The organism is Streptomyces sp. TBY4, from assembly GCF_024213195.1.
Lineage (GTDB): Bacteria > Actinomycetota > Actinomycetes > Streptomycetales > Streptomycetaceae > Streptomyces.
Genome location: NZ_JANAVF010000005.1, coordinates 149,432 through 168,831, shown reverse-complemented (window position 1 = coordinate 168,831; position 19,400 = coordinate 149,432). Strand labels below are relative to the sequence as shown.

Genomic DNA, 19,400 nt, shown 5'->3' with positions numbered 1-19,400 from the left:
GCCGGCCGAAGGTCCCGACACGACCGGGCCGAAAGTCCTTCCGCCCCTCGTCCGTAGACTGGGTCCCGTGAGTGAGCAGCAGCCCGAGAGCCACGATGACAGCTTCGACGCGTTCGACCAGATCGTGGCGGAAGAGTCCGACCGCGACCCCGACCTGGCGGTGATCGAGGCGGGCAGCCGCACCCTGCGCACGCAGGCCGGTCCGCCCCAGGGCGACCCGGTACCCCAGGAGCCCGCCGATCCCGAGGTGGCCAAGGCGCTGCGGGAGGTGGAGCAGGAGCTGGCCGGCCGCTGGGGCGAGACCAAGCTGGAGCCGTCCGTCACGCGGATCGCCGCGCTGATGGACGTCCTGGGCGAGCCGCAGCGCGCGTACCCCTCGATCCACGTCACCGGCACCAACGGCAAGACGAGCACCTCGCGCATGATCGAGGCGCTGCTGAACGCCTTCGAGCTGCGCACCGGGCGCTACACCAGCCCGCACGTGCAGTCGATCACCGAGCGGATCAGCCTGGACGGGGCGCCGATCGACGCACAGCGCTTCGTCGAGACGTACCACGACATCAAGCCGTACGTGGACATGGTGGACGCGGCCGAGGAGATCCGGCTGTCGTTCTTCGAGGTCCTCACCGGCATGGCCTACGCGGCCTTCGCGGACGCGCCCGTGGACGCGGCCGTGATCGAGGTCGGCATGGGTGGCACCTGGGACGCGACCAACGTCATCGACGGCGCCGTCGCCGTGGTCACCCCGATCAGCCTGGACCACACGGACCGGCTCGGCTCCACCACCGGCGAGATCGCGCAGGAGAAGGGCGGCATCATCAAGCAGGGCGCCACCGTGATCCTGGCCCAGCAGCCGGTGGACGCGGCGCAGGTGCTGCTGAAGAAGGCCGTGGAGGTCGACGCGACCGTGGCCCGCGCGGGCATGGAGTTCGGCGTCGTCACCCGCGAGGTCGCGGTGGGCGGGCAGCAGCTGACGCTGCGCGGGCTGGGCGGCGAGTACGACGGCATCTTCCTGCCGCTGTACGGCGCCCACATGGCGCACAACGCGGCGGTGGCGCTGGCGGCGGTCGAGGCCTTCTTCGGGATCGGCGCCGACCACGCGCGGGCGCTGGACGTGGAGACCGTGCGCAAGGCCTTCGCCTCGGTGACCTCCCCCGGCCGGATGGAGGTCGTGCGGCGCAGCCCGACGGTGGTCCTGGACGCCGCGCACAACCCCGCCGGGGCACAGGTCACCGCGGAGGCCGTGACCGAGGCCTTCGGCTTCAGCCGGCTGGTCGGGGTCGTGGGCGCGAGCGACGGCAAGGACGTGCGCGGGGTCTTCGAGGCCTTCGAGCCGATCTTCGCGGAGGTCGTGGTCACGGAGAACTCCAGCCACCGGGCGATCTCCGCCGACGAACTGGCGGCCATCGCCGTCGAGGTCTTCGGCGCGGACCGGGTGCAGGTGGAGCCGCGGCTGGACGACGCCATCGAGGCGGCGATCACGCTGGCGGAGGAAGAGGCGGAGTACGGAGGGGCCGGGGTCCTGGTGACCGGGTCCGTCATCACGGTGGGCGAGGCCCGCATGCTGCTGAAGAGGGGCTGAGGGATGCGCACCTTGTGTGCTTCGACGCTGATCGCCGAGTTCTTCGTGATCGGCTTCGCCGGGCTGGTCGCGATGAAGGGCGATCTGAGCCAGGTCACCGTCTGGACGGTCTGCGGGATCGCGATGCTGGTGTCGGTCCTGCTGTGCGGGATGCTCTCGCGTCCCGGGGCCGTGCAGATCGGCTGGGCCCTGCAGATCGGGCTCGTGCTGAGCGGCTTCGTCGTCCCGATGATGTTCATCCTGGGCGTGGTGTTCGCCGGTCTGTGGTGGTGCTCGATCCACTACGGCCGCCGCATCGACGTGATCAAGGCCCAGTGGGCCGCCCAGGCGGAGGCCCAGGCCGCCGCCCCGACCGAGGCCTAGGCCGCAGCCCGCCCGAGGCCCCGTACGGCGGGGCCCCGGGCCCCTGTAGCCTCGTCGGACCGCACCCGTATGCCGCAAGGAGTTACCCACATGACCCAGCGCACGCTCGTCCTCCTCAAGCCCGACGCCGTCCGTCGCGGCCTGATCGGCGAGATCGTCGGCCGCATCGAGCGGAAGGCCGGCTGGACCATTCCCGCACTGGAGCTGCGCTCGCTGGACCAGGAGACCCTGGAGGCGCACTACGGCGAGCACAAGGGCAAGGTCTTCTACGAGCCCCTCATGGGCTTCATGGCGAGCGGCCCGGTCGTGGCCCTGGTCGTCGAAGGGGAGCGCGTGATCGAGGGTGTCCGCCAGTTGGCCGGACCCACTGACCCGATCGCCGCCGCGCCCGGCTCCATCCGGGGTGACTTCGGTACCGTCACCCGGGAGAACCTGATCCACGCCTCGGACTCCGAGGAGTCCGCGGAGCGGGAGCTGAAGCTGTTCTTCCCGGCGCTGTGATCACTCTTTTCTGACGCAACATCAGCCGAATAGCGCTCATGACCTGGGGCGACCGAAGTAATTTCGGTCGCCCTCCGGTATTACCGGGCATATTCGGGAACGCATGGACAGGACACGACGTCACCACTAAGGGGGCGGGTATCCGTTCCGGCGGGCTTGCCGGAGTCCCGTCGCGCGATGTCCGTACTTGCGGCACTACGATGGGGCCTCCACCCACACACCCACCTCGCCGACCTGACAGCAGCCGCTATCAACTGGAAGGCCAGACGCTCCTCATGGGGAACAAGGGGAACAACATGTCGTTCATCGGCCGTGACATGGCGATCGACCTCGGGACCGCCAACACGCTGGTGTACGTGAGGGGCCGGGGAATCGTCCTGAACGAGCCGTCCGTGGTCGCCATCAACACGAACACCGGTGGCATCCTGGCGGTCGGCTCCGAAGCCAAGAAGATGATCGGGCGCACGCCCGGCAACATCGTCGCCGTGCGGCCCCTCAAGGACGGCGTCATCGCCGACTTCGAGATCACCGAGCGGATGCTCCGGTACTTCATCCTCAAGATCCACAAGCGCCGCTACCTGGCCCGCCCGCGCGTCGTGGTCTGCGTACCCTCCGGCATCACGGGAGTGGAGCGCCGCGCCGTCATCGAGGCGTCCACGCAGGCCGGTGCCCGCCAGGTGCACATCATCGAGGAGCCGATGGCCGCCGCCATCGGCGCGGGCCTGCCCGTCCACGAGGCCACCGGCAACATGGTCGTGGACATCGGCGGCGGCACCACCGAGGTGGCCGTCATCTCCCTCGGCGGAATCGTCACGGCACAGTCCATCCGGGTGGCCGGCGACGAGCTCGACAACGCGATCATCCAGCACATCAAGAAGGAGTACTCGCTCCTCCTCGGTGAGCGCACCGCCGAGCAGATCAAGATCACCATCGGTTCGGCCTACGACCTCGACAAGGACGAGCACACCGAGATCCGCGGCCGCGACCTGGTCTCGGGCCTGCCCAAGACCGTCGTGATCTCGGCCGCCGAGGTGCGCAAGGCGATCGAGGAGCCGGTCAACGCCATCGTCGACGCCGTCAAGACCACCCTCGACAAGTGCCCGCCGGAGCTCTCCGGCGACATCATGGACCGGGGCATCGTGCTGACCGGAGGCGGCGCCCTGCTGCGCGGCCTCGACGAGCGGCTGCGCCGCGAGACGGGCATGCCGATCCACATCGCCGAGGACCCGCTCGACTCCGTCGCGCTCGGATCCGGCAAGTGCGTGGAGGAGTTCGAGGCGCTCCAGCAGGTGCTGGACGCCCAGCCGCGGCGCTGACCCGGCCCGCCGCGCGGCGGTGGAACTCCAATGATCCGCCGTACGGGTGCTACCGGGCCCGTACGGCGGATCGTTGATATACAGGCAAGGTCCGGTGCGAGCCCCGGCTCCACCGGAGCGGCCAGACCGTCTCTGACGACCTGGCGCATGGGTATCTATGAGGAAGGCACGGCCGCCGCACGTGAGGGACACACGAGAAAGCCGGCTGCTCCTGGTGCTTCTGATCGCCATCGCGTTCGCTTTGATCACGGTGGACATCAGGACGGGCGAGGAGTCTCCGGTCGACGGTGCCCGACAGGCCGCCGCAGCGGTCTTCGGGCCGGTCGAGAAGGGCGTGGCGAAGGGGGTCGACCCGGTCGCCAACGCCATAGGGGCGGTACGGGACTCCGGCGAGCGGCACAACCGCATCGCGGCGCTGGAGCGCGAGAACGCGGCGCTCAAGGCCAAGCTGGGCAGCGACGACCAGACCCGCAGCCGGATCCGCGAGCTCGACGAGATGCTCAAGCGGGCGGGCGCGGGCCAGTACGGGATCAAGGGCGCCGAGGTCATCGCCATAGGAGCGGCCCAGGGCTTCTCCTGGACCGTCACCATCGACGCGGGCAGCAAGGACGGCATCGAGCGCGACATGACCGTCCTCAACGGGGACGGTCTCGTCGGCCGCGTCGCCACCGTCGGCCCCGACACCGCCACCGTGGTCCTCGCCAACGACCCCGACTTCACCGTCGGCACCCGCCTGGAGAAGACCGGCGAACTCGGCTTCGCCACCGGTCAGGGCGACCGGGAGCTCTCCGTGCAGATGCTCAACGGCAAGGCCAAGATCAGCACCGGCGACCGGCTCGTCACCTTCGGCTCGCGCGGCAACAAGCCCTTCGTGCCCGGCGTCCCGATCGGCGAGGTCATCAAGGTGGACCCCGCGCGCGGGGACCTGACCCGGACCGTGTGGGTGCGCCCCTTCGTGGGCTTCTCCCGCCTGGACATCGTCGGCGTCGTGGTCATGCCGCCGCGCGAGGACCCGCGCGACGCGGTCCTGCCGCCCAAGCCCGAGGCGCCCAAGCCCACCCCGACGGTCACCGTCACGGTCACCCCGTCGCCGTCCGCGTCCGCGTCCGGCAAGCCGGCCGAGGACTAGGAGCCGATCATCATGCGCTTCAACCGGATCCTGCTCTCGGGCACCCTCGTCGTGGTCGCCCTGGTCGTCCAGGTCTCCATCCTGGGCCGCCTCCAACTCCCCGGAGCCGTCCCCGACCTGGTCCTGCTCACGGTCGTCGCCCTCGCACTCGTGTACGGGTGCGTCAGCGGCGCCCTCATCGGCTTCGCGGCCGGCCTCCTCACCGACCTGGCCCCGCCCGCCGACCACGCCGCCGGCCGCTACGCGCTCGTGCTGTGCGTCATCGGCTACGTGGCGGGCCTGGTTCGCCCCGACACCGGGCGGTTCCGCTCCGCCTGGGGCCCCATGCTCACCGTGGTCGGCGCCGCCTTCGTCTCCACCCTGCTCTACGCGGGCGTCGGCGCCCTGGTCGGCGACACCGCAGCCCGCCACGTGGGGCTGACCGGACTGCTGTTCACCGCCGTCCTCTACGACCTGCTGCTCGCCCCCTTCACCGTGCCGTTCATCATGGCCCTGGCCCGCCGCGCGGAGAACGACCCGATGGCCGTCGAGGCCAACGGCGGCCCGCCCGCGGGCAAGGACATCGCCTCCGGCTGGCTGGCCGGCGGCACCGGGCTGCGGATCGGCAGCCAGCGCGGCGGCCTGCGGATGAAGACGGCCCGCAGCCGGGCCAACCGGGCCGGCCGGATAAAGGGCGTCAAGGGAATCAAGGGTGTGAAGAGCGTCAAGAAGCTGTGAGGGAGGAGTCCACGTGACCAACATTCCGGAGACCGGCCGTACCTCCCGGGTGCAGATCCGGCTCGTGATCATCCAGGTCCTCGTCTGCTCGATGTTCCTCACCCTCGGCGGCCGCCTCTGGTACCTCCAGATCCGCAACGGCGCGGAGTACTACCACGAGGCGAAGAGCAACCACGTCCAGCGGGTCGTCCAGCCCGCCGTGCGCGGGACCATCCTCGACGCCCGGGGCGTCGCGCTCGCCGACAACGAGACCCGTCTGGTCGTCTCCACCAGCCGCACGGCGCTGATGAAGATGAAGGACCGCGGCAAGGGCGTCATGACCCGGCTCGCCGGGGTACTGGACATGACCCCCAAGGAGGTCATGGAGAAGGTCCGCCTCTGCGACTCCCAGACCCCCGCGCCCTGCTGGAACGGCTCCCCGTACCAGCCGATCCCCATCACCCTCGACGCCACCACGCAGCAGGCGCTGCAGCTGCGCGAGCGCCCCGAGGAGTTCCCCGGGATCACCGCCGAGCCCGTCGCCGTCCGCCGCTACCCGGCCCCCGGCGGGGCCCGCACCTCCCAGGTGCTCGGCTACCTCTCGCCGGTCACCGACGAGGAGATCCAGAAGGCCAAGGACACCGACTCGCCGCACCTGCGCTCCGACCAGGTCGGCCGCTCCGGGATCGAGCGCACGTACGACAAGTACCTGCGCGGCAAGGCGATGGTGACCTCCTACGAGGTGGACAACCTCGGCCGGGTCATGCACCAGACCGAGTCCGACCCGGGAGTGCCCGGATCCACCCTCGTCACCAGCATCGACGCCCGGGTCCAGTCCGTGGCCGAGTACGAGCTCCAGCAGGCCATGAAGACGGTCCGCCAGGAGACCGACAAGATCACCGGCCGCAAGTACGAGGCCGATTCGGGCGCCGTGGTCGTGATGGAGACCAAGACCGGCCGGGTCGTCGCGATGGCCTCCCAGCCCGACTACGACCCCAACGCCTGGGTCGGCGGCATCGCCGCCAAGGACTACGCCGCCCTCACCAACGAGAAGTCCAACTACCCGCTGCTCAACCGGGCCATCCAGGGCCAGGCCCCGGCCGGCTCCATCTTCAAGGTGGTGTCGGCGAGCGCGGCCGTCCGCGCCGGGTACCCCTTCGACGAGAAGTACAACTGCAGCGCCTCGTACAGCATGGGCAACCGGAGCTTCGCGAACTTCGAGTCCAAGGGCCACGGCCCCATCACCCTCGGCGAGGCCCTCAAGTTCTCCTGCAACACCGTCTTCTACGCCCTCGGGCACAAGGAGTGGCAGCGCGACGGCGGCCTGAAGCCCAAGAACGCCCACGACTGGTTCTACCGCACCGCCCGCGAGTTCGGCCTCGGCTCCGAGACCGGGATCGACCTGCCGAACGAGGTCTCCGGCCGCATCCCCGACCGGGGCTGGAAGAAGAGCTTCTGGGCGGCCAACAAGGACTCCTGGTGCAAGCAGGGCAAGAAGGGCGGCACCTACGTCGAGCAGATCGCCTTCGAGAGCTGCCTGGAGGGCAACCAGCTCAAGGCGTTCGACAGCATCAACTTCGCCATCGGCCAGGGCGACGTCCTCGTCACCCCCATCCAGATGGCCACCGCCTACGCCGCCATCAGCAACGGCGGCACCCTCTTCGACCCCACCGTCGGCAGGGCCGTGATCAGCGCCGACGGCAAGCACGTCGAGATGATCAAGCCCAGGCCGCACGGCCGGCTGCCGATCGACGCCAAGACCGTCAAGGACCTCGACAAGGGCCTGCGGATGGTCGTCGAGCCCGGCGGCACCGCCGCCTGGCGCTTCGGCGGCTGGCCGCTGGACAAGATCCCGATGCGCGCCAAGACCGGCACCGCCCAGGTCTACGGCAAGCAGACCACCTCGTGGCTGGCGACCTACACCGACGACTTCACCATCGTCATGACCATCTCCCAGGGCGGCACCGGCTCCGGAGCCTCCGGCCCCGCCGTCCGCAACATCTACAACGCCATCTACGGCCTCGACATGGCGGGCAACCAGGACGTGAAGAAGGCGCTCCTGCTGGGACCGGAGAAGAACCTGCCCAGGATCCGCCCCGACGGCGGCATCGATTCCCCCGAGATCCGGCCGTACGTCCCGCCGTCCCCGGAAGAACTGGCACCGCCGCTCGCCGGCCCGCCCGCCCAGCGCCCCGCGCAGCACGACTGAGTACCGAGGACCGAGGACCGACATGCAGACCGCCAACAAATTCTCCGTAGCCCGGTACGCGCCGGAGCAGCGGGGGGCGATGGCCAAACTCACCGCCCGCGACTCCGTGGTGCGCCGGCTCGACTGGCCGATACTCCTCTCCGCGCTCGCCCTCTCCCTCATCGGCGCCCTGCTGGTGTGGTCGGCGACCCGGAACCGGACCTCGCTGAACAACGGGGACCCGTACTACTTCCTCTTCCGGCACGCCCTCAACACCGGCATCGGCCTCGTGCTGATGATCGGCACCATCTGGCTCGGCCACCGCACCCTGCGCGGCGCCGTGCCGGTCCTCTACGGGCTCTCCCTCGTGCTGATCATCGCCGTGCTCACCCCGCTCGGCGCCACCATCAACGGCGCCCATGCCTGGATCGTGGTCGGCGGCGGCTTCTCGCTGCAGCCCTCCGAGTTCGTGAAGATCACGATCATCCTGGTGATGGCGATGCTGCTGGCCACCCGCGTCGACGCGGGCGACCTCGCCCATCCCGACCACCGCACCGTCGTCAAGGCGCTCTGCCTGGCCGCCGCCCCGATGGGCATCATCATGCTGATGCCCGACCTCGGCTCCGTCATGGTCATGGTCGTCATCGTGCTCGGCGTCCTGCTCGCCTCCGGCGCCTCCAACCGGTGGGTGCTGGGCCTGCTCGGCTCGGGCGTCGGCGGGGCCGTCCTGATCTGGCAGCTCGGCATCCTCGACGAGTACCAGATCAACCGCTTCGCGGCCTTCGCCAACCCCGAGCTCGACCCGGCCGGCGTCGGCTACAACACCAACCAGGCGCGCATCGCCATCGGCTCCGGCGGCCTGACCGGCTCCGGGCTCTTCAAGGGCTCGCAGACCACCGGCCAGTTCGTGCCGGAGCAGCAGACCGACTTCGTCTTCACCGTGGCGGGGGAGGAGCTGGGCTTCGTCGGAGCCGGGCTGATCCTGGTGCTCCTCGGGGTCATCCTGTGGCGCGCCTGCGTGATCGCCCGCGAGACGACCGAGCTGTACGGCACGATCGTGTGCGCCGGGATCATCGCCTGGTTCGCCTTCCAGTCCTTCGAGAACATCGGCATGACCCTCGGGATCATGCCCGTGGCCGGGCTCCCGCTGCCGTTCGTCTCCTACGGAGGATCCTCGATGTTCGCCGTGTGGGTGGCCATCGGGCTGCTCCAGTCGATCAGGGTGCAGCGGCCGATGTCGGCCTGACCGACGGCGTCCTGCCCGACGGCGTCCCGCCCGGAGTCGGCCTGATCCGTCGGTTCCCGGGCAGGTTTTGCGCCGCACCCGCCGTTTTCCTTCCCGCCGCGTTCCGTTCAGGACTACGTTCGATCCATGGCGGACACGAAGCGCGAGATCGAGCGCAAATTCGAGTTCAGGACCACCAAGGCCGGGCGGCGCGGCGTACCCGATCTGACGGGCACGGCCGCCATCGCGGCCGTCACCGACCAGGGCACGGCCGAGCTCGACGCCGTCTACTACGACACCCCCGACCAGCGGCTCGCCGCCGACGGGCTCACCCTGCGCCGCCGCACCGGCGGCAAGGACGCCGGCTGGCACCTCAAACTGCCCGTCGCCCCCGGGGTGCGCGACGAGATCACCGCCCCCCTCGGCGACACCGTCCCGGACGCGCTGAGCGCGCTGCTGCGCTCCCGGGTCCGCGACACCCCGCTGGAACCGCAGGTCAGGCTCCTGTCCTCGCGCAAGGTCAGCCACCTCCTCGACGCCGACGGCGGCCTCCTCGCGGAGCTGTCCACCGACGCCGTACGGGCCGAGCGCGCGGACGCCACCGCCGCCTGGACCGAGGTGGAGGTCGAGCTCGCCGACGGCGCCGACCCGGCGCTGCTCGACGCCGTCGAGAAGGCCTTCCGCAAGGCCGGACTCCGGGTCAGCGACGCCCCCTCCAAGCTCGCCCGGGCGCTGACCGAGACCGGCGGGGAACCCCCGGCCCGGACGGCCGGCGCCGACGCCGGCCTTGCCGGGGACACGGTGGGCGCGCACGTGCTCGCGTACCTGCGCGAACAGCGCGACGTGCTCGTCGCCCAGGACCCCGCCGTCCGCCGGGGCCTGCCCGACTCCGTCCACCAGATGAGGATCGCCACCCGGCGGCTGCGCAGCGCCTTCAAGACCTACCGCCGGATCCTGGACCCCGCCGAGACCGGCCCGATCGGCGAGGAGCTGCGCCGGCTCGCCGCCGAGCTCGGCGTCGACCGCGACCAGGAAGTACTGCTGGAGCGGATTCAGACCCGGATCGACGAGCTCCCGCGCACCCTCGTCCTGGGCCCGGTCCGCGGCCGCCTCAAGATCTGGAACGTCGCCCGCCGCACCGGTGCCCGCCGCGCGGCCCTGGCCGCCCTCGACAGCAGGCGCCACGTGGCCCTGCTGAACTCCCTCGACGCCCTGCTCGCCGACCCGCCGCTGCTGAAGGCCGCCGCCCGGCCCGCCGCGTCGGCCCTGCCCGCAGCGGTCCTCGCGGACTACGAACGCCTCGCCGGCCGGATCGCCGCCGCACTGTCCATGGACCCGGGCGAGGGCCGCGACCTGGCCCTGCACGAGGCCCGCAAGGCCGCGAAGCGCGCCCGGTACGCGGCCGAGGCGGCGGCCCCGGCCCTCGGCAAACCCGCGCGCCGGCTGGCCCGGGCGCTGAAGGAGGTCCAGAACCTGCTCGGCGACCACCAGGACGGGGTCGTCGCCCGGGAGGCCCTGCGCGCCATCGCGGTCCAGGCCTCGGGAGCGGGGGAGTCGGCCTTCACCTGGGGCGTGCTCTACGCCCGCGAGGAGGCCCTGGCCGACCGCCGCGAGCGGGAGCTGCCGCAGGTGTGGGCGGCGGCCGCGGGCCCGGCGGCGGCGGTGCGCGGCTGATCGTGCGGCCGGGTGCTCCGGGGATCCTGCGGGCGGGGGCTCCGGGGATCTTGCGGGCGGGGGTGCTCCGGGCCCCGGGGTACGCTTGAGAGTCGCCCCCTGCCCGCTTCACGAAAGTCGCGTGATGACCGAGTCGGTCTTCCCTCAGCTTGAGGCCCTGCTTCCGCACGTCCAGAAGCCGATCCAGTACGTCGGCGGTGAGCTCAACTCCACGGTCAAGCCGTGGGAGAGCGCCGACGTCCGCTGGGCGCTGATGTACCCGGACGCGTACGAGGTCGGACTCCCCAACCAGGGCGTCATGATCCTGTACGAGGTGCTGAACGAGCGCGAGGGCGTGCTCGCGGAGCGCACGTACAGCGTGTGGCCGGACCTCGAAGAACTGATGCGCGAGCACAAGGTGCCGCAGTTCACCGTCGACTCCCACCGTCCGGTCGGGGCCTTCGACGTTTTCGGGCTCTCCTTCTCCACCGAGCTCGGCTACACCAACATGCTGACGGCGCTGGACCTCGCGGGCATCCCGCTCGAGGCGAAGAACCGTACGGTCGACCACCCCATCGTGCTCGCGGGCGGCCACGCGGCCTTCAACCCGGAGCCGATCGCCGAGTTCATCGACTGCGCGATCATCGGCGACGGCGAGCAGGCCGTCCTCGACATGACCGAGATCATCCGCACGTGGAAGGCCGAAGGCCGCCCGGGCGGACGCGAAGAGGTGCTCCTGCGCCTCGCGAAGACCGGCGGCGTCTACGTGCCGGGCTTCTACGACGTCGAGTACCTGCCGGACGGCCGCATCGGCCGCGTCGTCCCGAACCGCTCCGGCGTGCCGTGGCGCGTGTCCAAGCACACCGTCATGGACCTCGACGAGTGGCCCTACCCCAAGCAGCCCCTGGTCCCGCTCGCCGAGACCGTCCACGAGCGCATGTCCGTGGAGATCTTCCGCGGCTGCACCCGCGGCTGCCGTTTCTGCCAGGCCGGCATGATCACGCGCCCCGTGCGGGAGCGAAGCATCACCGGCATCGGCGAAATGGTGGAGCGCGGCCTCAAGGCGACGGGCTTCGAAGAGGTCGGCCTCCTGTCCCTCTCCTCGGCGGACCACACCGAGATCGCGGACATCGCCAAGGGCCTGGCCGACCGCTACACGGACGAGAAGGTGGGCCTGTCCCTCCCCTCGACCCGCGTGGACGCCTTCAACGTGGACCTGGCCAACGAGCTGACCCGCAACGGCCGCCGCTCCGGTCTGACCTTCGCCCCCGAGGGCGGCTCCGAGCGCATGCGCAAGGTCATCAACAAGATGGTCTCGGAAGAGGACCTGATCCGTACCGTCGCCACCGCGTACGGCAACGGCTGGCGCCAGGTGAAGCTGTACTTCATGGTCGGCCTGCCGACCGAGACCGACGAGGACGTGCTGCAGATCGGCGACATGGCGGTCAACGTCATCGCCAAGGGCCGCGAGGTCTCCGGCCAGAACGACATCCGCTGCACCGTCTCCATCGGCGGCTTCGTCCCCAAGCCCCACACCCCCTTCCAGTGGGCCCCGCAGCTGTCGGCCGAGGAGACGGACGCCCGCCTCGGCAAGCTCCGCGACAAGCTCCGCGGCGACAAGAAGTACGGCCGCTCCATCGGCTTCCGCTACCACGACGGCAAGCCGGGCATCGTCGAGGGCCTGCTCTCGCGCGGTGACCGCCGCATCGGCGACGTCATCCGCGCCGTCTACGAGTCGGGCGGCCGCTTCGACGGCTGGCGCGAGCACTTCTCGTACGACCGCTGGATGCAGGCGGCGGAGCGGACCCTCCCCGCCTACGGCGTCGACGTGGCCTGGTACACCACCCGCGAGCGCACCTACGAGGAGGTCCTCCCCTGGGACCACCTCGACTCCGGCCTGGACAAGGACTGGCTCTGGGAGGACTGGCAGGACGCCCTCGACGAGACCGAGGTCGAGGACTGCCGCTGGACCCCGTGCTTCGACTGCGGCGTCTGCCCGCAGATGGACACCAGCATCCAGATCGGCCCGACGGGCAAGAAGCTGCTGCCGCTGTCGGTCGTGAAGTAGCGCGTCCGCACCCCGTCCGTGCGACGACGGCCCGTACCACCCCGCGCAGGGGCGGTACGGGCCGTCGTCACATCCGGGACCCGTGGGGTGCAACCCGCAACGGCAGGGGCTCTTACGGAGTCCTTACCTGCATGGAACTGGAAAAGGCGCGCGCACCCGGGGGCGAAGGCTGCCTCGTCGGAGTCGTACGGATCCCCGTGAAGATCGTGGCGGTGCTGATCGTCCTGCCCGTACGGGTGGTCTGGGACCTGCTGACCGCCTTCGCGCGGATGCTCCACCGGACCGTCCTCGGGCCGCTGGGGCACGGGTTGCGCAGGCTGTACGAGCTGCTCCTGCTCCCGGTGCTGCGGGGGACCGGGTGGCTGATCGGGGCCCTGTTCAAGCTGATCTTCTACTGGCCCTGGGCAGGCCTGTGGCGGTACGTCCTGCTCCCGGTGGGGCGGGCCGCGTACGCACATCTGCTGAGGCCGACGGGCGCGGGGCTCTGGCGATACCTCCTGGTCCCGCTCTGGGAGTACGGGCTGCTGCCCGCCGGGCGGGGCACCGCCTGGCTGCTCGTGTCCGCACTCCGGTACCTGCTCGTCCTGCCGGGAGGCGCGCTCTACGGGTACGTTCTCACTCCCGTCGGGCACGGACTGCGGTGGCTGGGCCGGGGCCTCGCGGCCGGCGCGGTCTGGCTGGCCAAGGCGCTGTTCGTCTGGCCGTGGGGTGCGCTGTGGCGGTACGCCGTCCGGCCCGGGGCGGTCGGGGTGTGGCGGTACCTGCTCGCTCCGCTCGGGCGCGGGGTGTGGGCGTACCTGCTCGTACCGCTCGGGCTGGTGCTCCTCGCGGCCTGGCACCTCGCGGGGCGGCTGAGCCGGGCGCTGGGGCGGGGGCTGGTGTGGCTGTGGCGGTGGGCCGTGGTGCGGCCCGCCGGATGGCTGCGCCGGCACGTGGTCACCCCGGCCGGGAACGCGCTGCGCGCCGGGTGGGCCGTCGGCCGGCACGGCGTCCGCGCGGTGCACCGGCAGGCGATCGCTCCCGTCGGGCGTGCCGTCGCCGAGGTGTGGCGGGCCGTCCGGCTCTCGGTGCGGGAAGCGCGGGCCGACGTACGGCGGGCGCTGTTCGGGGGGCCGCCCCGGGAACCGGCGAGGTCACAGGCGCGTACTCTGGGTAGTAACACAGCCGTAGGCGACGCGCCCGGCCCCGAGGTCTCCCTGAACAAGCAGGGGTGAACCCGGCGGCCATCCGGCGCCGCCCGCAGGCCCCACAGACCTCAGGGCGACGCGCGAGCCGCGGAGCCCCGCACAAGGAGATGAACCACTGGGCAAGCGACAGCCCGAAGGCCCGCCTCCCGCACCGGTGGTGCAGCGCATCCGACTGCGCTACACCAAGCGCGGCCGCCTCCGGTTCACCAGCCACCGGGACTTCCAGCGCGCCTTCGAGCGGGCCCTGCGCCGCTCCGAGGTGCCCATGGCGTACTCGGCCGGCTTCACCCCGCACCCGCGCGTCTCGTACGCGAACGCCGCCCCGACCGGGACCGGCAGCGAGGCCGAATACCTGGAGATCGCCCTCGCCGAGCCCCGCGACCCCGCGGTGCTGCGCGAGCTGCTCGACGAGTCGATGCCCGTCGGCCTCGACATCATCGACGCCGTCGAGGCGCACACCTCCGGTCTCGCCGACCGGCTGACGGCCTCCGTGTGGGAGCTGCGCCTGGACGGCGTGGAGCCCGGGGACGCCGAGAAGGCCGTCGAGAGCTTCCTCGCGGCCGAGGCCGTAGAGGTCCAGCGCCGCACCAAGAACGGCATGCGGACCTTCGACACGCGCGGCGCCGTGGTCAGTCTGGAAGTGGTTCCCGTTTCGGCGACCACTGAGGCTGATAGGTCCCTGGACAATGCTTGTGCGATACTGCGGCTGGTTGTTCGGCATTTGACACCTGCCGTGCGACCCGACGACGTCCTGTCCGGTCTCCGAGCTGTGGCCGACCTAACGCCGCCGGTCCCCGCTGCGGTGACCAGGCTGGCGCAGGGGCTCTTCGACGAGGAGTCCGGCACGGTGACCGACCCGCTCGCGCCCGACCGCGAGGCTGTCACGACCGCCCCACCCACGGCGGCAGTGACCGCCGACGCGAAGGCGCCGGAAGGTCCCGCCGCGTAAGGATCGTCGTCGTCGCGCAGCCCTGGGACTCGGGAGCCACCTGGGTCGGGCCGCGCACAGACCTGAAGACTTCCGCCAGGCCGTACGGATCACACGTACGGAACCGGCGGCCATTGAACTGAGCTCCCGTGTGGCGAACGCGCCCCGGAGGCCGGTTCCGCGCCCATGGCGCGGAGTCGTGCCGGACCGGAAGTCAGCCGCGGCGCCCGGGAGCGTGACGGGAGAAACCCCGCATGCTCAACAACGAAAACGACAACACCGCCAACGGCTCCGCCGCCGACAGTGGCAGCCCGAGCGACAACCTGCCGCCGCGCAGGCGCCGGCGTGCCGCTTCCCGGCCGGCCGGCCCGCCCGGCGGCGCCGTAGCCGCCGCCGAGGCCGCTCCCGCGCCCGTCGTGGCCGAGGCTCCCGCCGAGGAGGCCGCCCCGGCCGCCGCCCCGGCCCGTACCCGCCGCCGCGCGACCCGCGCCGTGGCCGCTCCCGAGGCGACTGCCGCCGAGGTCGTGGTCGAGGCCCCGGTCGTCGAGGCCCCAGCCGCTCCCGTCGCCGAGGAGGCGGCCGCTCCGGCGCCGCGTGCCCGTCGCCGTGCGACCCGCGCCGTGACCGCGCCGGAGGCGCCCGTCGCCGAAGCCGTGGTCGAGGCCGTCGCGCCGGTCGTCGAGGAGCCTGCCGCTCCCGCCCCGCGTGCCCGTCGCCGTGCGACCCGCGCCGTGACCGCTCCCGAGGCGTCCGTCGCCGAGGCCGTGGTCGAGGCCGCCGCTCCCGTCGCCGAGGTCGTCGAGGAGCCCGCTGCTCCCGCTCCGCGTGCCCGTCGCCGTGCGACCCGCGCCGTGGCCGCCCCTGAGGCGACTGCCGCCGAGGTCGTGGTCGAGGCCCCGGCCGCCCCGGCTCCTGCTGCTCCCGTTGCCGAGGTCGTCGAGGAGGCGGCCGCTCCGGCGCCGCGTGCCCGTCGCCGTGCGACCCGCGCCGTGACCGCCCCCGAGGCGCCCGCTGCCGAAGCGGTCGTGGCCGAGGCTCCCGTCGCCGCCGCGGGCCGGACCGTCACCGTCGCCGACGCCGTGGACTCCCCGAAGCGCGGCGGCCGCCGCCGCGCCACCCGTTCCACCACCGCTCCGGCCGCTGCCGCGCAGCCGGTTGCTCCCGTCGCCGCGCAGCCGGTGGCGCCCGCCGCCGAAGCGCCGGCCCGCGGCCGCCGTGCCGGGCGTCCCGCCGTCGCCGTGTTCCAGGCCCCGGTGTTCGCCGAGCCGATGTTCCAGACCCCGGAGACCGCCGCCATGATGGCCGCGGCCGCCGCTGCCGCCGCCCCGGTCGAGGAGATCGAGGAGGAGGAGCTCGACCTCGTCGAGGAGACCGAGGCCGAGGTCGTCGTGACCCCCGCCCCGCAGCCGGCCGGCCGTCGCCGCCGCCGTGGCCGCGGAGCCGCCGCCGAGACCGCCGCGCCCGTGGCCCAGGCTCCGGCCGCCGCCGCGCCGTCCGGCCCGGTCTCGCTGGCCGACGTAGAGCTGGCCGAGTCCGCCGACGAGGCCGAGGGTGAGCTCGAGGGCTCCGCCGAGGAGGACTTCGACGAGTCGGGCGAGCGTCCGTCGCGCCGTCGCCGCCGCGGTGGCCGTCGCCGCCGTCGCGGTGAGGCCGCCGACCTCGACGAGTCCGCCGAGGAAGAGGCCGAGTCCGAGTCCGCCGAGGAGGCCGACGAGGAAGAGGCCGAAGAGGACGAGGACAACGGGGCCCTGGGCTCCAGCTCCAGCCGTCGTCGCCGGCGTCGCCGCCGTCGCAGCGGTGACGGCGGTACGGACGCCGACGCGGCCGAGGACGACGGTGTGCGCACGGTCGTCAAGGTCCGCGAGCCGCGCCCGGCGCGCGAGCGCGCGGAGTCCCTCTCGGGCTCCACCTCCTCCGACGAGGTCCAGTCCATCAAGGGCTCGACCCGCCTGGAGGCCAAGAAGCAGCGCCGCCGCGAAGGCCGCGAGCAGGGCCGCCGCCGCGTCCCGATCATCACCGAGGCCGAGTTCCTGGCCCGCCGCGAGGCCGTCGAGCGCGTCATGGTCGTCCGCCAGTCCGGCGAGCGCACCCAGATCGGCGTCCTCGAGGACAACGTGCTCGTCGAGCACTACGTCAACAAGGAAGAAGCCACCTCGTACGTCGGCAACGTCTACCTGGGCAAGGTCCAGAACGTGCTGCCGTCCATGGAGGCCGCCTTCATCGACATCGGCAAGGGCCGCAACGCCGTCCTGTACGCCGGTGAGGTCAACTTCGAGGCGCTCGGCATGGCCAACGGGCCGCGCCGCATCGAGTCCGCCCTCAAGTCCGGCCAGTCGGTCCTGGTGCAGGTCACCAAGGACCCGATCGGCCACAAGGGCGCCCGCCTGACCTCGCAGGTCTCGCTGCCCGGCCGCTACCTGGTCTACGTGCCCGAGGGCTCGATGACCGGCATCAGCCGCAAGCTGCCCGACACCGAGCGCGCGCGCCTGAAGACCATCCTCAAGAAGATCGTTCCCGAGGACGCGGGCGTCATCGTGCGCACCGCCGCCGAGGGTGCGAGCGAGGACGAGCTGCGTCGCGACGTCGAGCGCCTGCAGGCGCAGTGGGAGGACATCCAGAAGAAGTCGAAGCAGCTCACGACCTCTTCGCCGAGCCTCCTGTACGGCGAGCCGGACATGACCGTCCGCGTCGTGCGCGACATCTTCAACGAGGACTTCTCGAAGGTCATCGTCAGCGGTGACAGCGCCTGGGAGACCATCCACGGCTACGTGAACCACGTGGCCCCGGACCTGGCCGACCGGCTGTCGCGCTGGACCTCCGAGGTGGACGTCTTCGCGACGTACCGGATCGACGAGCAGCTCGCCAAGGCGCTCGACCGCAAGGTGTGGCTGCCCTCGGGCGGTTCCCTCGTGATCGACAAGACCGAGGCGATGATCGTCATCGACGTCAACACCGGCAAGTTCACCGGTCAGGGCGGCAACCTCGAGGAGACCGTCACCAGGAACAACCTGGAGGCGGCCGAGGAGATCGTGCGCCAGCTGCGGCTGCGCGACCTCGGCGGCATCGTGGTCATCGACTTCATCGACATGGTCCTGGAGTCCAACCGCGACCTGGTCCTGCGGCGCATGCTGGAGTGCCTGGGCCGCGACCGCACCAAGCACCAGGTCGCCGAGGTGACCTCGCTGGGTCTGGTCCAGATGACCCGCAAGCGGGTGGGCCAGGGTCTGCTGGAGTCCTTCTCCGAGACCTGCGTCCACTGCAACGGCCGCGGTGTCATCGTCCACATGGAGACCCCGACCGCGATCGGCGGCGGTGGCAACGGCAAGCGCTCCAAGCGCCGCGGTGGCCAGGGCGCCGGGCACGAGCACGACCACGAGATCGAGGCCGTGGAGACCGCCGAGGGCGATGTCTACGAGGTCGAGACCGAGGCGGAGCTGGCCGCGGAGGTGGCCGCCCCCGTGGCGCTGCGCGAGCCCTCCTTCGTCGCCGACGAGGAGCTCTACAGCAGCCCGGCCGAGGCCGAGGCCGCTGCCGGAGTGAGCGGACGCCGCAACCGCCGCCGCGCCACCCGCAAGGCGACCGCTCCGGCGGGCGCCCCGCGCGGTGCGGTCGCGGACCGCGCCCCGGTGGCTGCGGCTCCCGCGGCCCCGGTGGCCGAACCGGAGCCGGTGGTCGAGGCCGAGGTGGAGGTCGTCGAGGCCGTGGAGCCCGAGGTCGTCGTCGAGGCCGTCGTCGCGGAGCCGGTCGTGGAGGAGGCCCCCAAGGGCCGCACCCGCCGCCGTGCCACCCGCAAGGCGACCGCGCCGGCGCCGGAGACGGTGGCCGAGGCCCCCGTGGCCGCGCCGGAGCCGGAGCCCGTGGTCGAGCCCGAGGCCGAGGTCGTCGTAGAGGCCGAGCCGGTCGTCGTGGAGACCCCGGCCGAGCCGGTGGCCGAGCCCGTCGAGGCCGCGCCGGCCCGTCCGCGCCGCCGTGCCACCCGTAAGGCCACCGCACCGGCCGGTTCCCCGGCGGGCGCGGAGGCGGCCGTACTGGTCGTCGAGACGCCCGTCGAGACGCCGGTCGAGGCTCCGGCCGAGCCCGTCGCGGAGGAGGCCGCCCCGGCGGCTCCCGCCAAGAAGGCGGTCCGCAAGACGGCCGCCAAGAAGACGGCCACGACCGCGGCCAAGAAGGCTCCGGCCAAGAAGGCGGCGGCCGTGAAGAAGACCGCGGCCAAGAAGACGACGACCGCCAAGACGGCCGCGAAGAAGACGGCCACGAAGCGGGCGACGAAGAAGACCGCGGCGGCAGAGCAGCAGACCCTGCCCTCCGTCTCGGCTCCGACGGAAGCCTGACCTGGCGGTTCCGCTTGATCAGCCCCGCCCCGGCACTTCTGGTGCCGGGGCGGGGCTCTTCCGTTTGCGTGATCATTCCGTTATTTGCTACATCGTCAGATGTCGGACTTCGCCTCTTGTTTGCAATAGGTGAACAAGGGAACGTGTTCCCACGCTGTTCAGCGGCTTGTCATGGGGGGGGCCTTTGACGAGTGGGGGGATTGCGCGACCTGCGCGGGTATGACCGCGCCCTG

General features: G+C 71.8%; 13 protein-coding genes. All 13 read left to right on the top strand.

The genetic code is table 11. The features are described 5' to 3' along the window. Positions 1–67 precede the first annotated feature (67 nt). The 13 genes from NLX94_RS14100 (at position 68) to NLX94_RS14040 (ending at position 19,167) form a co-directional block, all read left to right on the top strand. The gene (locus tag NLX94_RS14100; protein ID WP_254383052.1) at positions 68–1,582 is read left to right on the top strand and encodes a folylpolyglutamate synthase/dihydrofolate synthase family protein; all 1,515 of its coding nucleotides are present in this window, start codon (positions 68–70) and stop codon (positions 1,580–1,582) included. Between the two features lie 3 nt (positions 1,583–1,585). Then, positions 1,586–1,945 carry a DUF4233 domain-containing protein gene (locus NLX94_RS14095; RefSeq protein ID WP_254383051.1) on the top strand — a complete coding sequence of 120 codons (360 nt, stop codon included), beginning with the start codon at positions 1,586–1,588 and terminating at the stop codon, positions 1,943–1,945. 90 nt (positions 1,946–2,035) lie between these two features. Further along, entirely contained in the window at positions 2,036–2,446 is a 411-nt protein-coding gene (gene ndk / locus NLX94_RS14090) for a nucleoside-diphosphate kinase (RefSeq protein WP_254383050.1), read from the top strand. A 296-nt stretch (positions 2,447–2,742) separates the two neighbouring features. Next, entirely contained in the window at positions 2,743–3,762 is a 1,020-nt protein-coding gene (locus NLX94_RS14085; RefSeq protein ID WP_069923827.1) for a rod shape-determining protein, read from the top strand. Between the two features lie 181 nt (positions 3,763–3,943). After that, positions 3,944–4,891, top strand: a complete 948-nt coding sequence (mreC, locus tag NLX94_RS14080) for a rod shape-determining protein MreC (RefSeq protein WP_254383049.1) — start codon at positions 3,944–3,946, stop codon at positions 4,889–4,891. Between the two features lie 12 nt (positions 4,892–4,903). Beyond that, entirely contained in the window at positions 4,904–5,608 is a 705-nt protein-coding gene (gene mreD / locus NLX94_RS14075; protein WP_250739467.1) for a rod shape-determining protein MreD, read from the top strand. 13 nt (positions 5,609–5,621) lie between these two features. Next, on the top strand, positions 5,622–7,796 hold the full coding sequence (mrdA, locus tag NLX94_RS14070; RefSeq protein WP_254383048.1) for a penicillin-binding protein 2: 2,175 nt from the start codon (positions 5,622–5,624) through the stop codon (positions 7,794–7,796). A gap of 22 nt (positions 7,797–7,818) precedes the next feature. Further along, positions 7,819–9,021 (top strand): rod shape-determining protein RodA, encoded by a 1,203-nt coding sequence (rodA, locus tag NLX94_RS14065; protein ID WP_254383047.1) that lies wholly within the window; start codon positions 7,819–7,821, stop codon positions 9,019–9,021. A gap of 126 nt (positions 9,022–9,147) precedes the next feature. Continuing rightward, entirely contained in the window at positions 9,148–10,674 is a 1,527-nt protein-coding gene (locus NLX94_RS14060) for a CYTH and CHAD domain-containing protein (protein WP_254383046.1), read from the top strand. A gap of 121 nt (positions 10,675–10,795) precedes the next feature. After that, on the top strand, positions 10,796–12,721 hold the full coding sequence (locus NLX94_RS14055; RefSeq protein WP_254383045.1) for a TIGR03960 family B12-binding radical SAM protein: 1,926 nt from the start codon (positions 10,796–10,798) through the stop codon (positions 12,719–12,721). 131 nt (positions 12,722–12,852) lie between these two features. Then, a complete protein-coding gene (locus NLX94_RS14050; RefSeq protein WP_254383044.1) occupies positions 12,853–13,935 on the top strand; it encodes a hypothetical protein in 1,083 nt (360 codons plus the stop codon). 130 nt (positions 13,936–14,065) lie between these two features. Continuing rightward, on the top strand, positions 14,066–14,857 hold the full coding sequence (locus NLX94_RS14045; RefSeq protein WP_254383043.1) for a TIGR03936 family radical SAM-associated protein: 792 nt from the start codon (positions 14,066–14,068) through the stop codon (positions 14,855–14,857). A gap of 233 nt (positions 14,858–15,090) precedes the next feature. Then, the gene (locus NLX94_RS14040) at positions 15,091–19,167 is read left to right on the top strand and encodes an Rne/Rng family ribonuclease (protein WP_254383042.1); all 4,077 of its coding nucleotides are present in this window, start codon (positions 15,091–15,093) and stop codon (positions 19,165–19,167) included. Positions 19,168–19,400 lie beyond the last annotated feature (233 nt).